Raw genomic sequence first — 15,133 nt, forward strand, 5'->3', positions numbered from 1 at the left:
ACGGCTTCCGTGGGCATCCGCCCCCCCAATCTTTGACTGAGTCAAAGATATCCCTCTTCCCGGCCCTGTGCCGGGTCTTTCTGCCACGCACGGGTGGCATGCCGTGGCACCCGGCCGAGTCCGCGCGCCAGGGCGAGCGGCCTCGCTTTCAGTGGGCCGTAGACGTGATGAAACGCCTATGCCGCCGAACGTGTCCGCGCAGGCAGGGCGTGTACGGACAGTCGGTCCGCGGTCAGCCCCGGAGGTCAGCCATGAAAGCCGTGCCAGCCCTCGACACAGCCACTCGGCGATCCCTCGCACTCCTCATGGCCGGCGCGCTGCTCCCGCTGGCCGCGTGCACGTCCAGCGAGGACGGCCCGTCGTCCGAGGGCGGCGGAAGCGGTGCGTCGAGGGACGTCCCGCACGTGGGACGTGAACAGGTCGCCTCGGGCGGAACGATGCGCTGGGCCGTCGACTCGCTGCCCCGGACGCTCAACGCCTTCCAGCCCGCCGCCGACGCGAGCACGGAACGTGTCACGGGCGCGACGCTGCCCTCCCTCTTCACCCTCGACCCGGCGGCACGGCCGCAGCTCAACACGGACTTCCTGGAGGCGGCGGACGTCACCGAGAAGGAGCCCCGGCAGACGGTGGTCTACAAGCTGAACCCCAAGGCGCGGTGGAGCACCGGACGTTCGATCGGGGTCGCCGACTTCAAGGCGCAGTGGAAGGCGCTGGGGGGCAAGAAGAACTCCTACGGTGCGGCCCGCAACGCCGGCTACGACCGGATCAAGAAGGTCACCAGGGGGCAGGGCGCCCACGAGGTGAAGGTCGTCTTCCGCAAGCCCTACGCGGACTGGAAGTCGCTGTTCACGCCGCTGTACCCGAAGTCGGTGATGGGCAGCGCGAAGGGCTTCAAACGGGGGGCCCGCGCCTCGCTGCCGGCGTCGGCCGGACCGTTCAAGGCCCGGAGGATCCGCAGGAGCGACACCTCGGTCACTCTCGTACGCAACAAGGACTGGTGGGGCGACCCCGCCAAGCTGAAGCGGATCGTGCTGCGCGTCGTACCGCGGGACGAGCGGAAGTCCGCGCTGGCCCGCGGAAAGCTGGACCTGGCGGAGATCGACGTCTCCACGCTCCGCCGCATCGTCCGCGCCCACAAGGGCGAGGCGGGCGGGGAGGACGCCAAGAGCAAGTCGAAGCACGACGGCGAGCGCGGTGACGGCAAGCGCGGGTCCTCCTCGGCCAAGGAGGCGCGGAAGCGCGCCGTGCACGACCGGAACCTGCGTCACATCGCCGTACGGCACGCCTTCGAGCCCGCCTACACCCAGCTCGCGCTCAACGGCGCCGACGGTCCCCTCGCGGACGAGCGCGTACGCCGTGCAGTCGCCCGCGCCATCGACCGCGAAGCACTCGCCGAGAAGGCCCTCCGCGGGACGGGGTTGCCCGTCAAGCCTCTCGGCAGCCATCTGCGGATGATCGACCAGGACGGTTACGCCGACAACAGCGACGCTCTCGGTGACCAGGATGTGGAGTCGGCGCAGTCGCTGCTGGCCGAGGCCGGCTGGAAGGACGGCTCGGCGGAGTCGCGCCCCACGGAGGGTGCGGACGCGAAGAAGGCGGACGACGGCAAGCGTGACGGAGAGAAGAGCGAGAAGGGAGAAAAGAGCGAGAAGAGCGAGAAGGGTGAGAAGAGCGAGAACCGCGCCGCCGGGGCGCCCGCCCTCGCCCCCGTCGGCGCAGCCGAGGCCGCCCGCCTCGCCGGGCAGCCCCTCAACCTGTCCTCGGTCACGGCCGGACAGCGGGCATCCGTCCTGACCCAGGCGGCTCGCGTACAGCTGCGCAAGGCGCAGGAGAGCGGTTCGGAAAGCCGGATCCGCAAGGCGCGTGCCGCGCTGAAGAAGGCCACCCGCGCACGCGCGGACGCGGACGAGCTGCGGCTGCTGTCCGACGGCGGGGCGAAGACGCAGCGGACCAAGGAGGGCAAGCCGCTCACGCTGCGCTTCGTGCTTCCGGCGGGGCCGGGGTCGGAGTCGATCAGGGCCACCGGGGCGCGCATCGCCAGAGAACTGACCCGCATCGGGGTCCGTACGCAGATGAAGAAGGTCGCCGACGAGGACTACTTCGGCAGCCACATCGCCCAGGGGGACTACGACCTGGCGCTCTACTCGTGGCCCGGCACCGCCTACCCCGCCACCGACGCACGTCCCATCTACGCCAAGCCGGCGGCCGCTGCGGACGGATCGCTGCTGGTGGAGCAGAACTACACGCGCGTCGGAACGAACCAGATCGACCAGCTCTTCGACCAGGCTTCCGCGGAACTGGACGACGACGCCCGCAACGACCTGATCAAGCGTGCGGACGCCCGGATCTGGGCCGCCGCGGGATCAGTGCCGCTGTACCAGCGGCCGCAGCTGGTCGCCGCCAGGGAGAAGATCGCCAACGCCGGCGCTTTCGGATTCGAGACGCCGCGCTACCAGGACATCGGCTACGAGAAGCAGTGACCACCGCCCCCGGGGGCCGCGGAACGAGGCGCTCCCGGGGGGCCCGGAACGAGGCCTGAAATAGGCCGCAGGGTGGTCGGCCCTTACGATGGTCGACGGAGCCGCGGCGAGATCTGCCCGGCAGGGCGCGTGAGAGGCACCTACGCACCGCGCCGCACCCACGATCCGGGAGAAGCGCAGTCAGCCATGCCCACGCGCCATGACATCCGCAACGTCGCCATCGTCGCCCACGTCGACCACGGGAAGACCACCCTGGTCGACGCCATGCTCAAGCAGGCCGGGACATTCGCCGCGCACCAGCTGGAGTCCGTCGACGACCGCATGATGGACTCGAACGACCTCGAGCGCGAGAAGGGCATCACCATCCTCGCGAAGAACACCGCGGTCAAGTACCACCCGAAGGGCAGCGGCGACTCGGTCGTCATCAACATCATCGACACCCCCGGCCACGCCGACTTCGGCGGCGAGGTCGAGCGCGGCCTGTCGATGGTGGACGCCGTCGTACTGCTGGTCGACGCCTCGGAGGGCCCGCTGCCGCAGACCCGGTTCGTCCTGCGCAAGGCGCTCGAAGCGCGGCTCCCGGTCATCCTCTGCATCAACAAGACGGACCGTTCGGACGCCCGCATCGCCGCAGTCGTCGACGACACCTACGACCTCTTCCTCGACCTCGACGCGGACGAGGAGCAGATCGAGTTCCCCATCGTCTACGCGTGCGCACGGGACGGCATCGCCTCGCTGACGCAGCCCGAGGACGGCACCGTCCCCGCCGACAGCGACAGTCTCGAACCCTTCTTCACCACGCTGCTGGAGACGGTCCCCGCCCCCACGTACGAGGAGGACGCGCCGCTCCAGGCCCACGTCACCAACCTCGACGCCGACAACTTCCTCGGCCGCATCGCGCTGCTGCGCGTGAAGAACGGCACGCTGAAGAAGGGGCAGACCGTCACCTGGATGAAGCGTGACGGGAGCGAGCAGAGCGTCCGCATCACCGAGCTGATGATGACGGACGCGCTGACCCGCAAGCCCGCCGAGGAGGCGGGGCCGGGCGACATCTGCGCCGTCGCCGGCATCCCCGACATCATGATCGGGGAGACCCTCGCGGACCCGGAGAACCCCGTCGCGCTGCCGCTCATCACCGTCGACGAGCCGGCGATCTCGATGACGATCGGCACGAACACCTCGCCGCTCGTCGGCAAGGGCGGCAAGGGCCACAAGGTGACGGCCCGGCTGGTGAAGGACCGTCTGGAGCGCGAGCTGGTCGGCAACGTCTCGCTGCGTGTCCTTCCCACGGAACGTCCCGACGCCTGGGAGGTGCAGGGCCGCGGTGAGCTGGCGCTCGCCATCCTCGTGGAGACCATGCGCCGGGAGGGCTTCGAGCTGACCGTCGGCAAGCCCGAGGTCGTCACGAGGGAGATCAACGGCAAGCTGCACGAGCCGGTGGAGCGCATGACGATCGACGCCCCCGAGGAGTACATGGGCGCCATCACTCAGCTGATGGCCACGCGCAAGGGGCGCATGGAGACGATGACGAACCACGGATCGGGCTGGATCCGCATGGAGTGGATCGTCCCCGCCCGCGGGCTGATCGGGTTCCGTACGGAGTTCCTGACGGAGACGCGGGGCACCGGCATCGCGCACAGTCTCTTCGAGGGACACGAGCCGTGGTTCGGGGAGCTGCGTACGCGGCGGAGCGGATCGCTGGTCGCCGACCGGCCGGGTTCTGCGACGCCGTTCGCCATGATGAACCTCCAGGAGCGTGGAACGATCTTCATCGAGCCGGGCACCGAGGTCTACGAGGGCATGATCGTCGGTGAGAACTCACGGTCCGACGACATGGACGTGAACATCACCAAGGAGAAGAAGCTCACCAACATGCGCGCGGCCGCGGCCGATACGACGGAGAATCTCGTTCCGCCCCGGAAGCTCTCGCTGGAGCAGTCGCTGGAGTTCTGCCGCGAGGACGAATGCATCGAGGTCACTCCCGACACCGTGCGCATCCGCAAGGTCGAGCTCGACCAGAAGGCACGGTCACGGGCGGCGGCCCGCGCCAAGCGCTGAAGCCGTCCGTCCCGTCCCGGCACTCCGCCGGGACCCCGGCCGTCGTGGCCCCTCTTCCTCCGGTAACCCTCCCGGACGAACGAGGGGCCACAGTTTGTCGCGGGCCGCTGTATCCCGCGAGGCCCGAAATCCCGTGCCGCACGGGGCTGTTTCCGTCCGGGCCGCGTGCGTACGGCCGCCGCGACGCCGAGATGAAAATGCACAAAGGGTGTTAATTGGTCCGCAAGGCAAGACGTCTGCGGTACCGAGGAGGCACCCATGCGCGGAGCCACGCGTCTCACGTGGGCAGTCGGCTGTGCGACGGCAGTCACCCTGGCGGCTGCCGGGTGCGGCGGGGGAGGTGGTGGGGGCGCTGCCGCCGGATCGTCGGCCGGCGTCGTACGGGCCTTCTGGACCGACCCGCAGAACCCGCTGGAGCCGTCCAACACCAACGAGGTCCAGGGCGGCAAGGTCCTGGAGATGACCTTCCGGGGGCTCAAGCGCTACAACCCCGACACCGGCAAGGCGGAGAACGCCGTGGCCGAGTCGGTCGAGACGGACGACCAGCAGAACTTCGACATCACCCTGAAGAAGGACTGGAAGTTCTCCGACGGTTCACCGGTGACGGCCAAGTCGTTCGTCGACGCGTGGAACTACGGTGCGCTCGTCACCAACAAGCAGGTGAACTCGTACTTCTTCGAGTACATCGACGGCTATGACGACGTGCACCCCACGGACGAGAACGCCGAGCCCAAGGCGAAGACGATGTCCGGGCTGAAGGTGACGGGCAAGCACTCCTTCAAGGTGAAGCTCAACCAGAAGTTCTCCCTCTGGCCGGACACCCTGGGCTACGCGGCCTTCTCGCCGCTGCCGGAGAAGTTCTTCACCGACCACCAGGCGTGGCTCAAGAAGCCGGTCGGGAACGGCCCGTACAAGATCGACTCCTACACACAGGGCCAGGCCATGCGGCTGTCGGTGAACAAGGAGTACGCAGGCCCCGACAAGCCCAGGAACAAGGGTGTCGAGCTGAAGGTCTACACCGACCAGAACACCGGCTACACCGACCTCCAGGCAGGCAACCTCGACGTCTTCGACGAACTGCCCGCGGGGCAGTTGAAGAACGCGGAGAAGGACCTCGGCGGCCGCTACATCAATCAGCCCGCCGGACTTCTGCAGACCCTCTCCTTCCCGCTCTACAAGAAGGAGTGGCAGACCGGGAAGGCCAAGCAGGTACGGCGCGGCCTGTCGATGGCCATCAACCGTGACGAGGTGACGCAGAAGATCTACCACGGCACTCGCAAGCCGGCCTCGGACCTCACTTCTCCCGTCATCAAGAAGTCCGGGGGGTACAAGCCCGGGCTGTGCGGCGAGACCTGCACGTACGACCCGAAGAAGGCGAAGAAGCTGATCGAGGACGCGGGCGGACTGCCCGGCGGGAAGGTCAGCATCACCTCGAACGTCGACACCGGCTCGCACCGGCAGTGGATGGACGCCGTGTGCAACAGCATCAACAACGCCCTCGACAAGAACGACGCCTGCAGCGTCAATCCCGTCCCGACCTTCGGCGAATTCCGGAAGGACATCGCCGACAAGAAGCTGAAGAGCCTCTTCCGTACCGGCTGGCAGATGGACTACCCGCTGATCCAGAACTTCCTGCAGCCGCTGTACTACACCGGGGCCTCCTCCAACGACACCGGCTACACCGACAAGCGCGTGGACGGTCTCATCAACGAGGCCAACGAGTCCGGAGAGCAGGAGGCGGTGAAGAAGTTCCAGGAGGCCGAGCAGATCGTGCTGGAGGACCTCCCCGCCATTCCCCTCTGGTACCAGGACGGCAACGCCGGCTACTCGGAGAGGGTCAGCGACGTACGGCTGAATCCCTTCTCCGTCCCGGTGTTCACCGACATCAGAGTCAAGTGAGAGCGTGAACAGCGGTGGGGCGCTACGTCGTCAGGCGACTGATCCAGATGGCCCCGGTGTTCATCGGGACCACGTTCCTCATCTTCGTGATGGTGTACGCGGTCGGCGACCCGGTCAACGCGATGTTCGGCGAACGGGCACCCGACCCCGCCACGGCCGCACAGCTGCGTGCCGAATTCAACCTCGACAAGCCGGTGTGGCAGCAGTACCTGCTCTACATGACGGACATCTTCACCGGTGACTTCGGCAACGCGTTCAACGGACAGCCCGTCACACAGCTGATGAGCACCGCCTTCCCCGTCACGTTGCGGCTCGCCGTCATCGCCATCGTCATCGAGATCGTCTTCGGGATCGCCCTCGGTGTGATCACCGGGCTGCGCCGTGGCCGTCCGGTCGACAGTTCCGTGCTGATGCTGACGCTGGTCGTCATCTCGGTGCCCACGTTCGTGACCGGCACGCTCGTGCAGTACCTGCTGGGAGTGAAGTGGGGATGGATCGCGCCCGCCGTCTCCCCGGCAGCACCGGTCGGCGAGCTGCTGCTGCCGGGGGTGGTCCTGGCGTTGCTGTCGCTGGCGTACGTCACACGTCTCACCCGTACGTCCATCAGTGAGAACTCACGGGCGGACTACGTACGCACCGCGCTCGCCAAGGGGCTGCCGCGTTCGCGCGTCACGGTGCGGCACCTGCTGCGCAACTCGCTGATCCCCGTGGTGACGTTCCTCGGGACGGACGTCGGCAACCTCATGGCGGGCGCCCTCGTCACGGAGCGGATCTTCAACATCCAGGGGGTCGGCTTCCAGCTCTGGCAGGGCATCGTGCGGCAGAACTCGCCGACCGTCGTCGGTTTCGTGACCATCCTCGTGATCGTCTTCCTGCTCGCGAATCTGGTCGTCGACCTCCTCTACGCCGTCCTCGACCCGAGGATCCGCTATGCGTGAGCCCGAGCCCACCGGTACCTCCGAGCCCCTGAACGCTCCCGGCGCGTACCCCGCGCCGTCCCGTACCGCAGTGCTGTCGCCCGAGGGGGTGCCGCATGGTTGAACGTGCACCGGAGAGCCCGTCCGCGGCCGACGAACCTCCCGCGGGGGCAGCGGGAGCAGCGGGAGCAGCGGGAGCGGCACGAGGCGCGGGCACGGCGGGTGCGGCCGCCGAACCCGTCGGCTCCGGCGGCGAGGGACCGCGGAGCCCCGCCGTCCCGTCCGAGCCCGAGCCGGGCGGGCACGCGCGCAGCCTCTGGTCGGACGCCTGGCACGATCTGCGCCGCAACCCGGTCTTCGTCGTCTCCGCGCTGCTGATCCTCTTCCTGGTCCTCATCTCGGTCTGGCCGGAGCTGATCGCGACCCGCAATCCGCTGTCCTGCCGGCTGAACAAGTCCCTCGACCCGGCCTCGCCCGGCCACTGGTTCGGCTACGACACCCAGGGCTGCGACGTCTACACGCGCGTGGTCTACGGCGCCCGTACGTCCGTGACCGTCGGTGTGTGCGCCACGCTGGGTGTCGCGGTCGCCGGCTCGGTGCTCGGCGGACTGGCGGGCTTTTTCGGCGGCTGGTGGGACGCGCTGCTCTCGCGCGTGACCGACGTCTTCTTCGGCATCCCGATCATGCTCGGCGGGCTGGTCTTCCTCTCCATGACGGGGAGCCGTTCGGTGTGGACGGTGATCGCGTTCATCGTGCTGCTGGGATGGCCGCAGATCGCCCGTATCGCCCGCGGCTCGGTCATCTCCGCGAAGCAGAACGACTACGTGCTGGCCGCGCGTGCGCTGGGCGCCGGCAACGCCCGGATGCTGGTCAGGCACATCCTCCCGAACGCCGTCGCCCCCGTGATCGTCACCGCGACCATCGCACTGGGCACCTACATCGCGCTGGAGGCGACCCTCAGCTATCTCGGCGTCGGCCTGCAGCCCCCGACCGTCTCCTGGGGCGCCGACATCTCCGACGCCTCGCAGGGGATGCAGTTCCGCAACGCGCCGCACATCCTGCTCTATCCCGCGGCGGCGCTGAGCCTGACCGTCCTGGCGTTCATCATGCTCGGCGACGCGGTGCGCGACGCCCTCGACCCCAAGCTGCGCTGACGGAGGCGTACGTGACACAGACCGAGGCACAGCCGGTGCCGCCCCCGCCCTCCGGGCCGGCGCAGCTGCTCGAAGTACGGGACCTGCACGTGGAGTTCCGCACCCGGGACGGCGTCGCGAAGGCCGTCAACGGCGTGAGTCTCGACGTCGGGGAGGGCGAGACGCTGGCGGTGCTCGGCGAGTCCGGTTCCGGCAAGTCCGTGACGGCTCAGGCGGTGATGGGGATTCTCGACACGCCGCCCGGCCGGATCACCGGAGGCCGGATCCTCTTCGAGGGGCGGGATCTGCTCAAGCTGTCGGCGGAGGAGCGCCGCACGGTCCGCGGCGCGCGCATGGCGATGATCTTCCAGGACGCCCTGTCGGCGCTCAATCCCGTCCTCAGCGTGGGGTATCAGCTGGGTGAGATGTTCCGCGTGCACCGCGGCACCTCGCGCAAGGAGGCCAAGGCCAAGGCCGTCGAACTGATGGAGCGCGTGCGGATCCCCGCCGCACGGGCGCGCGTCGACGACTATCCGCACCAGTTCAGCGGCGGCATGCGGCAACGCATCATGATCGCCATGGCGCTGGCCCTCGAGCCCCGGCTGATCATCGCGGACGAACCGACCACCGCCCTGGACGTCACGGTCCAGGCCCAGGTGATGGAGCTGCTGGCGGACCTGCAGCGCGAGTACCGCATGGGGCTTGTCCTGATCACGCACGATCTCGGCGTCGTCGCCGACGTCGCGGACAAGATCGTCGTCATGTACGCCGGACGGATCGTGGAGTCGGCACCGGTCCGCGAGCTCTACCGGACGCCCGCGCACCCGTACACGAAGGGCCTGCTCGACTCCATCCCGCGGCTCGACCAGAAAGGGCAGCAGCTCGACGCGGTGAAGGGCCTGCCGCCGAGCCTGCTCCGCATTCCCCCGGGGTGCAGCTTCCACCCGCGCTGCCCCATGGCGCGCCCGGTCTGCCACGCGGACGAGCCGCCGCTGTACGAGGCCGGCCGGGGCAGGGCCAGCGCCTGCCACTTCTGGGAGGAGCTGCTCGATGCAGAGTGACAGCCTGGGCGGGACGGCACAGACCCAGGACGAAGAGGGCCCGGACGCACTGCCGGACACGTCCCCGGCAGCGCCCTCGTACGAGCCGCGCGAGGCGATCCTCGAAGTGCGCGGCCTGGTCAAGCACTTCCCGCTCACCCAGGGCGTCGTCGTCAGACGGCACGTGGGTGCGGTCAGAGCCGTCGACGGCGTCTCGTTCGACCTGCGCCCCGGCGAAACGCTCGGCCTCGTGGGGGAGTCGGGCTGCGGCAAGTCGACGGTGGCCAAGCTGGTGACGAGCCTGGAGGCGCCGACCGCCGGCAGCATCCGGTACAAGGGCGAGGACGTCACGCGTCTCTCCGGCCGCGCGCTCAAAGCCGTACGGCGCAACATCCAGATGGTCTTCCAGGACCCCTACACGTCACTCAACCCCCGCATGACGGTCGGCGACATCGTCGGTGAACCCTTCGACATCCACCCCGAAGCGGCCCCTCGCGGCGAGCGGCGCCGAAGGGTGCAGGAACTGCTGGACGTGGTGGGACTCAACCCCGAGTACGTCAACCGCTATCCGCACCAGTTCAGCGGGGGCCAGCGGCAGCGCATCGGCATCGCCCGCGGGCTGGCGCTCCGGCCGGAGATCATCGTCGCGGACGAGCCGGTCTCGGCCCTGGACGTCTCGGTCCAGGCGCAGGTGGTGAACCTGATGGAGCGGCTGCAGGACGAGTTCGGTCTCTCCTACGTCTTCATCGCACACGACCTCTCCGTCGTGCGGCACATCTCCGACCGGGTCGGCGTCATGTACCTCGGCAAGATCGTCGAGATCGGTACGGAGCGCGAGATCTACGAACACCCCACCCACCCGTACACCCAGGCCCTGCTCTCGGCGGTGCCCGTACCGGACCCGGCGGCGGGGGAGCAGCGTACGCGCATCGTGCTGGAGGGAGAGGTCCCTTCCCCGGCGAATCCGCCGTCCGGCTGCCGGTTCCGCACGCGCTGCTGGAAGGCGACGGAACGCTGTGCGCGGGAGGAACCGCCGCTGGAGGTCCCCGCGGGCTTCGCGCATGCGGAGGGGCCCGCGCACCACCCCTCGGCCTGCCACTACGCGGAGGAGAAGGAGCGGATCGTCCCGGAGTGAGGAGCGGCTCCGGAAGCCTGTCCGCCGCGGCCCGCGAGAGCGAGCAGCACGGCGAGCGACACGAGAACCTCGAACAGGGACGTGGCCATCGACAGCCGGTCGCGCAGGCCGAGGGTGCCGATGCTCTCCAGGAGACCGGCCTTCGCCGCGAACGAGAGGCGGAAAAGCCCGAGTCCGAGCAGGGGGGCGCATACGGTCATGCCCAGCGGCCGGGCGAGGTGCGAGCGCCGGAAGGCGGCGACCGAGCCGCCGGCCGCGAGCAGCGCGAGCGACCAGCCGTACCAACTCTCGGGCACGGCCAGGAGCGTGACCAGGGTGCGGTCGCCTGTGAAGTGGTCCGAGTACGTGTCCCAGCCCTGCTCCGCCCACGAGCGGACCTCCCAGGAGATGAGCACCACGGCCACCGCGGCCAGCAGCACCGACGCGGCGAGGCCGCCCGCGGGTGTGGGGCGGGCGGGAACGTCGTGGCGGCTGCCGGGGGAGGCGGCGGCATCGGCGCCGGTGCGGGCTCCGCCGGCCGGGCCGCGGCCGGCGACTGCTGTGACGATCAGCGCGACAGCCAGGACGAGCATGGCGATGTCGCTGATCAGGACCTTGGTCCGCAGTCCGTCCGAGACGCCGCCCTGGACCCAACTGGCGTTCAGGTTCCACAGGGTGGGGACGCGCAGCAGGATCGTCAGTGCGCCTGTGGAGAGGAGGATGCCCGCGGTCGCGGAGGAGAGCAGGGCTGTGACCGCGCAGACGGTGTAGAGAACCAGCAGTGTCGGCTCCACGAACGAGCTGGTCCAGATACCGTCCTGGGCGCGGAAGAGCAGCCCGGACCACATCCACCAGGCGTCGGTGACGTCGGCGGCCTTGCTGAAGTCGCGGACGATCCAGACGAGGTCCAGCGCGGCGAGCGCCGCGAGCAAGGCCGCGCCCGCGGTGTGCGCTCCGGGTCTCAGCGTGGTGAACCGACTCATGTCCCGCCCCCCGCGGTACGGATACCCGTGCGCCGCACCTTCCACCGGCCGGTCCGCAGTTGCTCGCGGCGGCAGATCCGGTACAGCATCGGACAAGCCTACTGCCGCTGCTCACGGCGACCGGGCCGGGGCTGCACGGCCCCGGCCCGGTCCTACGGCACCCGCACGGCCGTACGGAGTTCAGGGTGGCGAGTTCGTATATCGGAGCGGCGACAACTGAGTTGCGGCCATGTTAAAGCGTTTCAGGCGCGCTTATGACCATATGTCTATTAGGCCCGAGGGCCGTCAAGCACGCTGTGACCTCAATCTGCAAAACCTTCGCTCACTATGCGCTCGGGGTCCACATGCTGCCGCCGGTACCCCTTGACTGAGCAGTTATTCACTTGCAAAGTCTCCTCAACCCATGGCACCCAATGCCAGCTGGCCAACAGCCGGATCTATCCGCATAGATGACGAGCGCGGGGGCGCAATCACGATGACAAGTCCATCCCAGGCCGCGATCGCCGGGGCAGAGACCCCAGATCCCGACGGCGTCGGCCTGACCACCGAGCCGGTCGGCCGCGAAGGCAGCAAAGACCAGCAGGTGGGCCGGTCCCCCGGCCAACTGATGTGGATGCGGTTCAAGCGTGACCGCACAGGCGTCATATCGGCATGTGTCGTTCTCTCGATGTTCGCCGTCGCCGCCTTCGCGCCGGTGATCTCCTGGCTGTACGGCAAGGACCCCTGGACGCGGTACGGGCAGCTCGAAGAGGGCCTGCTCAACGACAACGGCTACCCGATCAAGCCCAACGGCGGCATCGACGCCGAGCACTGGTTCGGCCTCGAACCGGGTCTGGGCCGCGACGTCTTCATGCAGCTGGTCTACGGCATGCGCACGTCGCTCTCGCTGGCCGTCGTCATCACGATCCTCTCGGTCCTGCTGGCCATCGTGATCGGTGTCGCCGGCGGCTACATGGGCGGCAAGACGGACTACTTCCTCGGCCGGATCACCGACCTGATGATGTCTTTCCCGAACCAGCTCTTCTTCGTCGCCTTCGTCCCCGTCATCGGGGCCCTGATGGTCGACCCCCAGGACGAGATGCCCACGTGGCTCCGGGCCTGCGTGCTGATCTTCGTCATGTGGCTGCTGGGCTGGATGACGCTGGCGCGGCTGCTGCGCGGTCAGGTACTGACCCTGCGGGAGCGGGAGTTCATCGAGGCGGCCAAGGTCGCCGGCACCCCGCCCTGGCGGATCATCCGCAAGGAGCTGCTGCCGAACGTGGTCACGCCCATCCTGGTGCAGTCGACCTACATGCTTCCCAACTTCGTCACTGCCGTCGCCGGTCTCTCCTTCCTCGGAGTGGGCATGCAGAACTCCACCCCCGACTGGGGCCGGATGTTCGCGACCGGCGCCGAGGTGTACCAGAGCGACATCACTTACATGATCTTCCCCGGCGTCGCGATGGTGATCTTCATCGTCGCGTTCAACCTGCTCGGGGACTCGGTCAGGGACGCCTTCGACCCGAAATCGGGACGTTGACGACCGAGAAGAGGGGGGCGCTGCCACCCCGGCACCGCATCAGTCAGGCAGCAACGGACAATCGACAGGCAGGTGCTACCACCACCATGAGCAGATTCAGGATGCGTACGGCGCGCGTCTCCGTCGTCGGGCTCGCCGCAGGCGCGCTCATCCTCACCGGATGCAGCAGCGGCGGTGGCGGCGACGACGGGGGCGTGAGCAAGGAAGACGCCGCCAAGCAGCAGGTCAAGTACGAGTTCGGCGACGAGCAGGCCTCGACGGGTCCCGCCGAGGCGGTCAAGGGCGCGCAGAAGGGCGGCAAGCTGACCGTCTACCAGCGTGACAGCTTCGCCCACCTCGACCCCGCGCAGATGTACGTCAGCGACGAGGGCACCATGTCGACCCTCATCCACCGTCGTCTGACCACCTACAAGCGCGACAACAGCGGCAAGTACACCGTCGTCGGCGACCTCGCCAAGGACAGCGGCCAGTCGTCCGACGGTGACCGGACCTGGACGTACGAGCTGAAGGACGGGGTCAAGTGGGAGGACGGCTCCCCGATCACGTCCAAGGACATCCGGCACACCTTCGAGCGGCAGTTCGCGCCGTTCATCTCGGAGGGCCCGGTCTTCATCCAGCAGTGGCTGGCCGGCAAGAGCGGCACCGGCTACCGCAAGCTTCTGCCGGACGGCCCCTACAAGGGTGACCACCTGCCGAAGAAGGTCCTCGAGACGCCGGACGACAAGACCATCGTCTTCCACTTCAAGGACCCGCAGCCCGACCTGCCCTACGCACTGGGTATGGCCGGATACGCCGCGGTCCAGGAGAAGGGCGACACGAAGGAGAAGTACGACAAGAAGCCGGTGGCTTCGGGTCCGTACAAGATCGAGTCCTTCAAGTCCGGCAAGAGCATGAAGCTCGTCCGCAACGAGCACTGGGACGCGAAGACGGACGCGGTCCGGCACGCCTACCCGGACTCGCACGACATCCAGTTCGGTGTCTCCTACGAGGCGTCCACCAAGCGGCTCGCCTCCGACAGCGCCGAGAACCAGACCGCGGTCAGCTACAGCAACCAGGTCGACGCCTCCAGCATGCAGGAGGTGCGCTCCAACCCGGATGTGAAGAAGCGCTCGCTGGCGGGCTACCAGCCCTACGTCGGCAAGATCTCCTTCAACATGGACCGCCTGAAGAACAAGAAGGTCCGTGAGGCGATCGCCTACGCCCTGCCCGCGAAGTCGCTGATGCAGGCCTTCGGCGGTTCCGGCGGCGGCGAGCTCGGCGGCAGCTACCTCAGCCCGACCGTCGCAGGCCACACGGGTGCCGACCCCTACGGGAAGATCAAGAACCCGCAGGGTGATGTCAAGAAGGCCAAGAAGATCCTGAAGGACGCCGGCGAGACCGGCAGGAAGCTCACCTTCGCCTTCCAGAACTCTCCCGAGTGGCAGGAGTTCTCCATCGCGGCGAAGGACAACCTGTCGAAGGCCGGGTTCGACGTCCAGCTCAAGGACATCGTGTCGGACACCTACTACGACCAGATCGGCAAGACCGAGAACAAGTACGACATGTACCACTCCTCGTGGGGTGCCGACTGGCCGAGTGCCTCGACGGTGATACCGCCCACGCTGGACGGTCGTCAGGTTCAGGACGGTGCGTCGAACTACTCGCACTACAACAACCCGCAGATGAACAAGGAGATGGACCGCATCTCCAAGATCACGGATGCGGACAAGGCAGCCAAGGAGTGGGGCAAGCTCGCGGACGCCATCCTCAAGGAGGACCTGCCCGACATCCCGCTTATGTACTACAAGCAGATCCAGCTGCACGGTTCGAAGGTGGGCGGTGCCGTCCTGAACGACGTCATCAGCAGCATCGACCCGACCCAGCTGTACATCAAGAAGTAACAGCACCCACAACGCTGTTGCTCGCGCCATAGGTGGTGCCCGCCCCCTGGGGGTCCCCCAGGGGTCTTCCCCCAGGGGGCGGGCACCACCGGCCCGTCGCCCCGTCCACG

At 68.2% G+C, this 15,133-nt stretch carries 10 protein-coding genes; 9 read left to right on the forward strand and 1 reads right to left on the reverse strand.

Annotated elements, in window-relative coordinates:
* Positions 1 to 251: 251 nt before the first annotated feature.
* The 7 genes from ACFPA8_RS05195 to ACFPA8_RS05225 all read left to right on the forward strand — a co-directional run bounded on the left by ACFPA8_RS05195 (position 252) and on the right by ACFPA8_RS05225 (position 10,662).
* Complete coding sequence (locus ACFPA8_RS05195) at positions 252 to 2,480, forward strand: ABC transporter family substrate-binding protein (protein ID WP_386442983.1); 2,229 nt, start codon at positions 252 to 254, stop codon at positions 2,478 to 2,480.
* A gap of 186 nt (positions 2,481 to 2,666) precedes the next feature.
* On the forward strand, positions 2,667 to 4,538 hold the full coding sequence (gene typA / locus ACFPA8_RS05200) for a translational GTPase TypA (protein ID WP_386442986.1): 1,872 nt from the start codon (positions 2,667 to 2,669) through the stop codon (positions 4,536 to 4,538).
* 258 nt (positions 4,539 to 4,796) lie between these two features.
* The gene (locus tag ACFPA8_RS05205) at positions 4,797 to 6,437 is read left to right on the forward strand and encodes a peptide ABC transporter substrate-binding protein (protein ID WP_386442989.1); all 1,641 of its coding nucleotides are present in this window, start codon (positions 4,797 to 4,799) and stop codon (positions 6,435 to 6,437) included.
* A 14-nt stretch (positions 6,438 to 6,451) separates the two neighbouring features.
* The gene (locus tag ACFPA8_RS05210) at positions 6,452 to 7,375 is read left to right on the forward strand and encodes an ABC transporter permease (protein ID WP_386442991.1); all 924 of its coding nucleotides are present in this window, start codon (positions 6,452 to 6,454) and stop codon (positions 7,373 to 7,375) included.
* A 95-nt stretch (positions 7,376 to 7,470) separates the two neighbouring features.
* On the forward strand, positions 7,471 to 8,508 hold the full coding sequence (locus ACFPA8_RS05215; protein WP_386442994.1) for an ABC transporter permease: 1,038 nt from the start codon (positions 7,471 to 7,473) through the stop codon (positions 8,506 to 8,508).
* A gap of 11 nt (positions 8,509 to 8,519) precedes the next feature.
* A complete protein-coding gene (locus tag ACFPA8_RS05220) occupies positions 8,520 to 9,548 on the forward strand; it encodes an ABC transporter ATP-binding protein (protein ID WP_386442997.1) in 1,029 nt (342 codons plus the stop codon).
* The gene (locus tag ACFPA8_RS05225) at positions 9,538 to 10,662 is read left to right on the forward strand and encodes an ABC transporter ATP-binding protein (protein ID WP_386443000.1); all 1,125 of its coding nucleotides are present in this window, start codon (positions 9,538 to 9,540) and stop codon (positions 10,660 to 10,662) included. The genes ACFPA8_RS05220 and ACFPA8_RS05225 overlap by 11 nt, the downstream gene beginning before the upstream one ends.
* Here ACFPA8_RS05225 and ACFPA8_RS05230 read toward each other — a convergent pair.
* The gene (locus ACFPA8_RS05230; protein ID WP_386443002.1) at positions 10,626 to 11,624 is read right to left on the reverse strand and encodes a hypothetical protein; all 999 of its coding nucleotides are present in this window, start codon (positions 11,622 to 11,624) and stop codon (positions 10,626 to 10,628) included. The genes ACFPA8_RS05225 and ACFPA8_RS05230 overlap by 37 nt on opposite strands.
* Positions 11,625 to 12,099: 475 nt before the next feature.
* On the opposite strand from ACFPA8_RS05230, the gene ACFPA8_RS05235 reads away from it, so the two are divergent.
* Positions 12,100 to 13,143, forward strand: coding sequence for an ABC transporter permease (locus ACFPA8_RS05235; protein WP_386443005.1), 1,044 nt, complete (start codon positions 12,100 to 12,102; stop codon positions 13,141 to 13,143).
* Positions 13,144 to 13,229: 86 nt separating this feature from the next.
* Positions 13,230 to 15,023 carry an ABC transporter substrate-binding protein gene (locus ACFPA8_RS05240; RefSeq protein WP_386443007.1) on the forward strand — a complete coding sequence of 598 codons (1,794 nt, stop codon included), beginning with the start codon at positions 13,230 to 13,232 and terminating at the stop codon, positions 15,021 to 15,023.
* The last annotated feature ends 110 nt before the right edge of the window (positions 15,024 to 15,133 follow it).

This window comes from Streptomyces ovatisporus, assembly GCF_042653885.1.
In the GTDB taxonomy this organism is placed as follows: Bacteria; Actinomycetota; Actinomycetes; order Streptomycetales; family Streptomycetaceae; genus Streptomyces; species Streptomyces ovatisporus.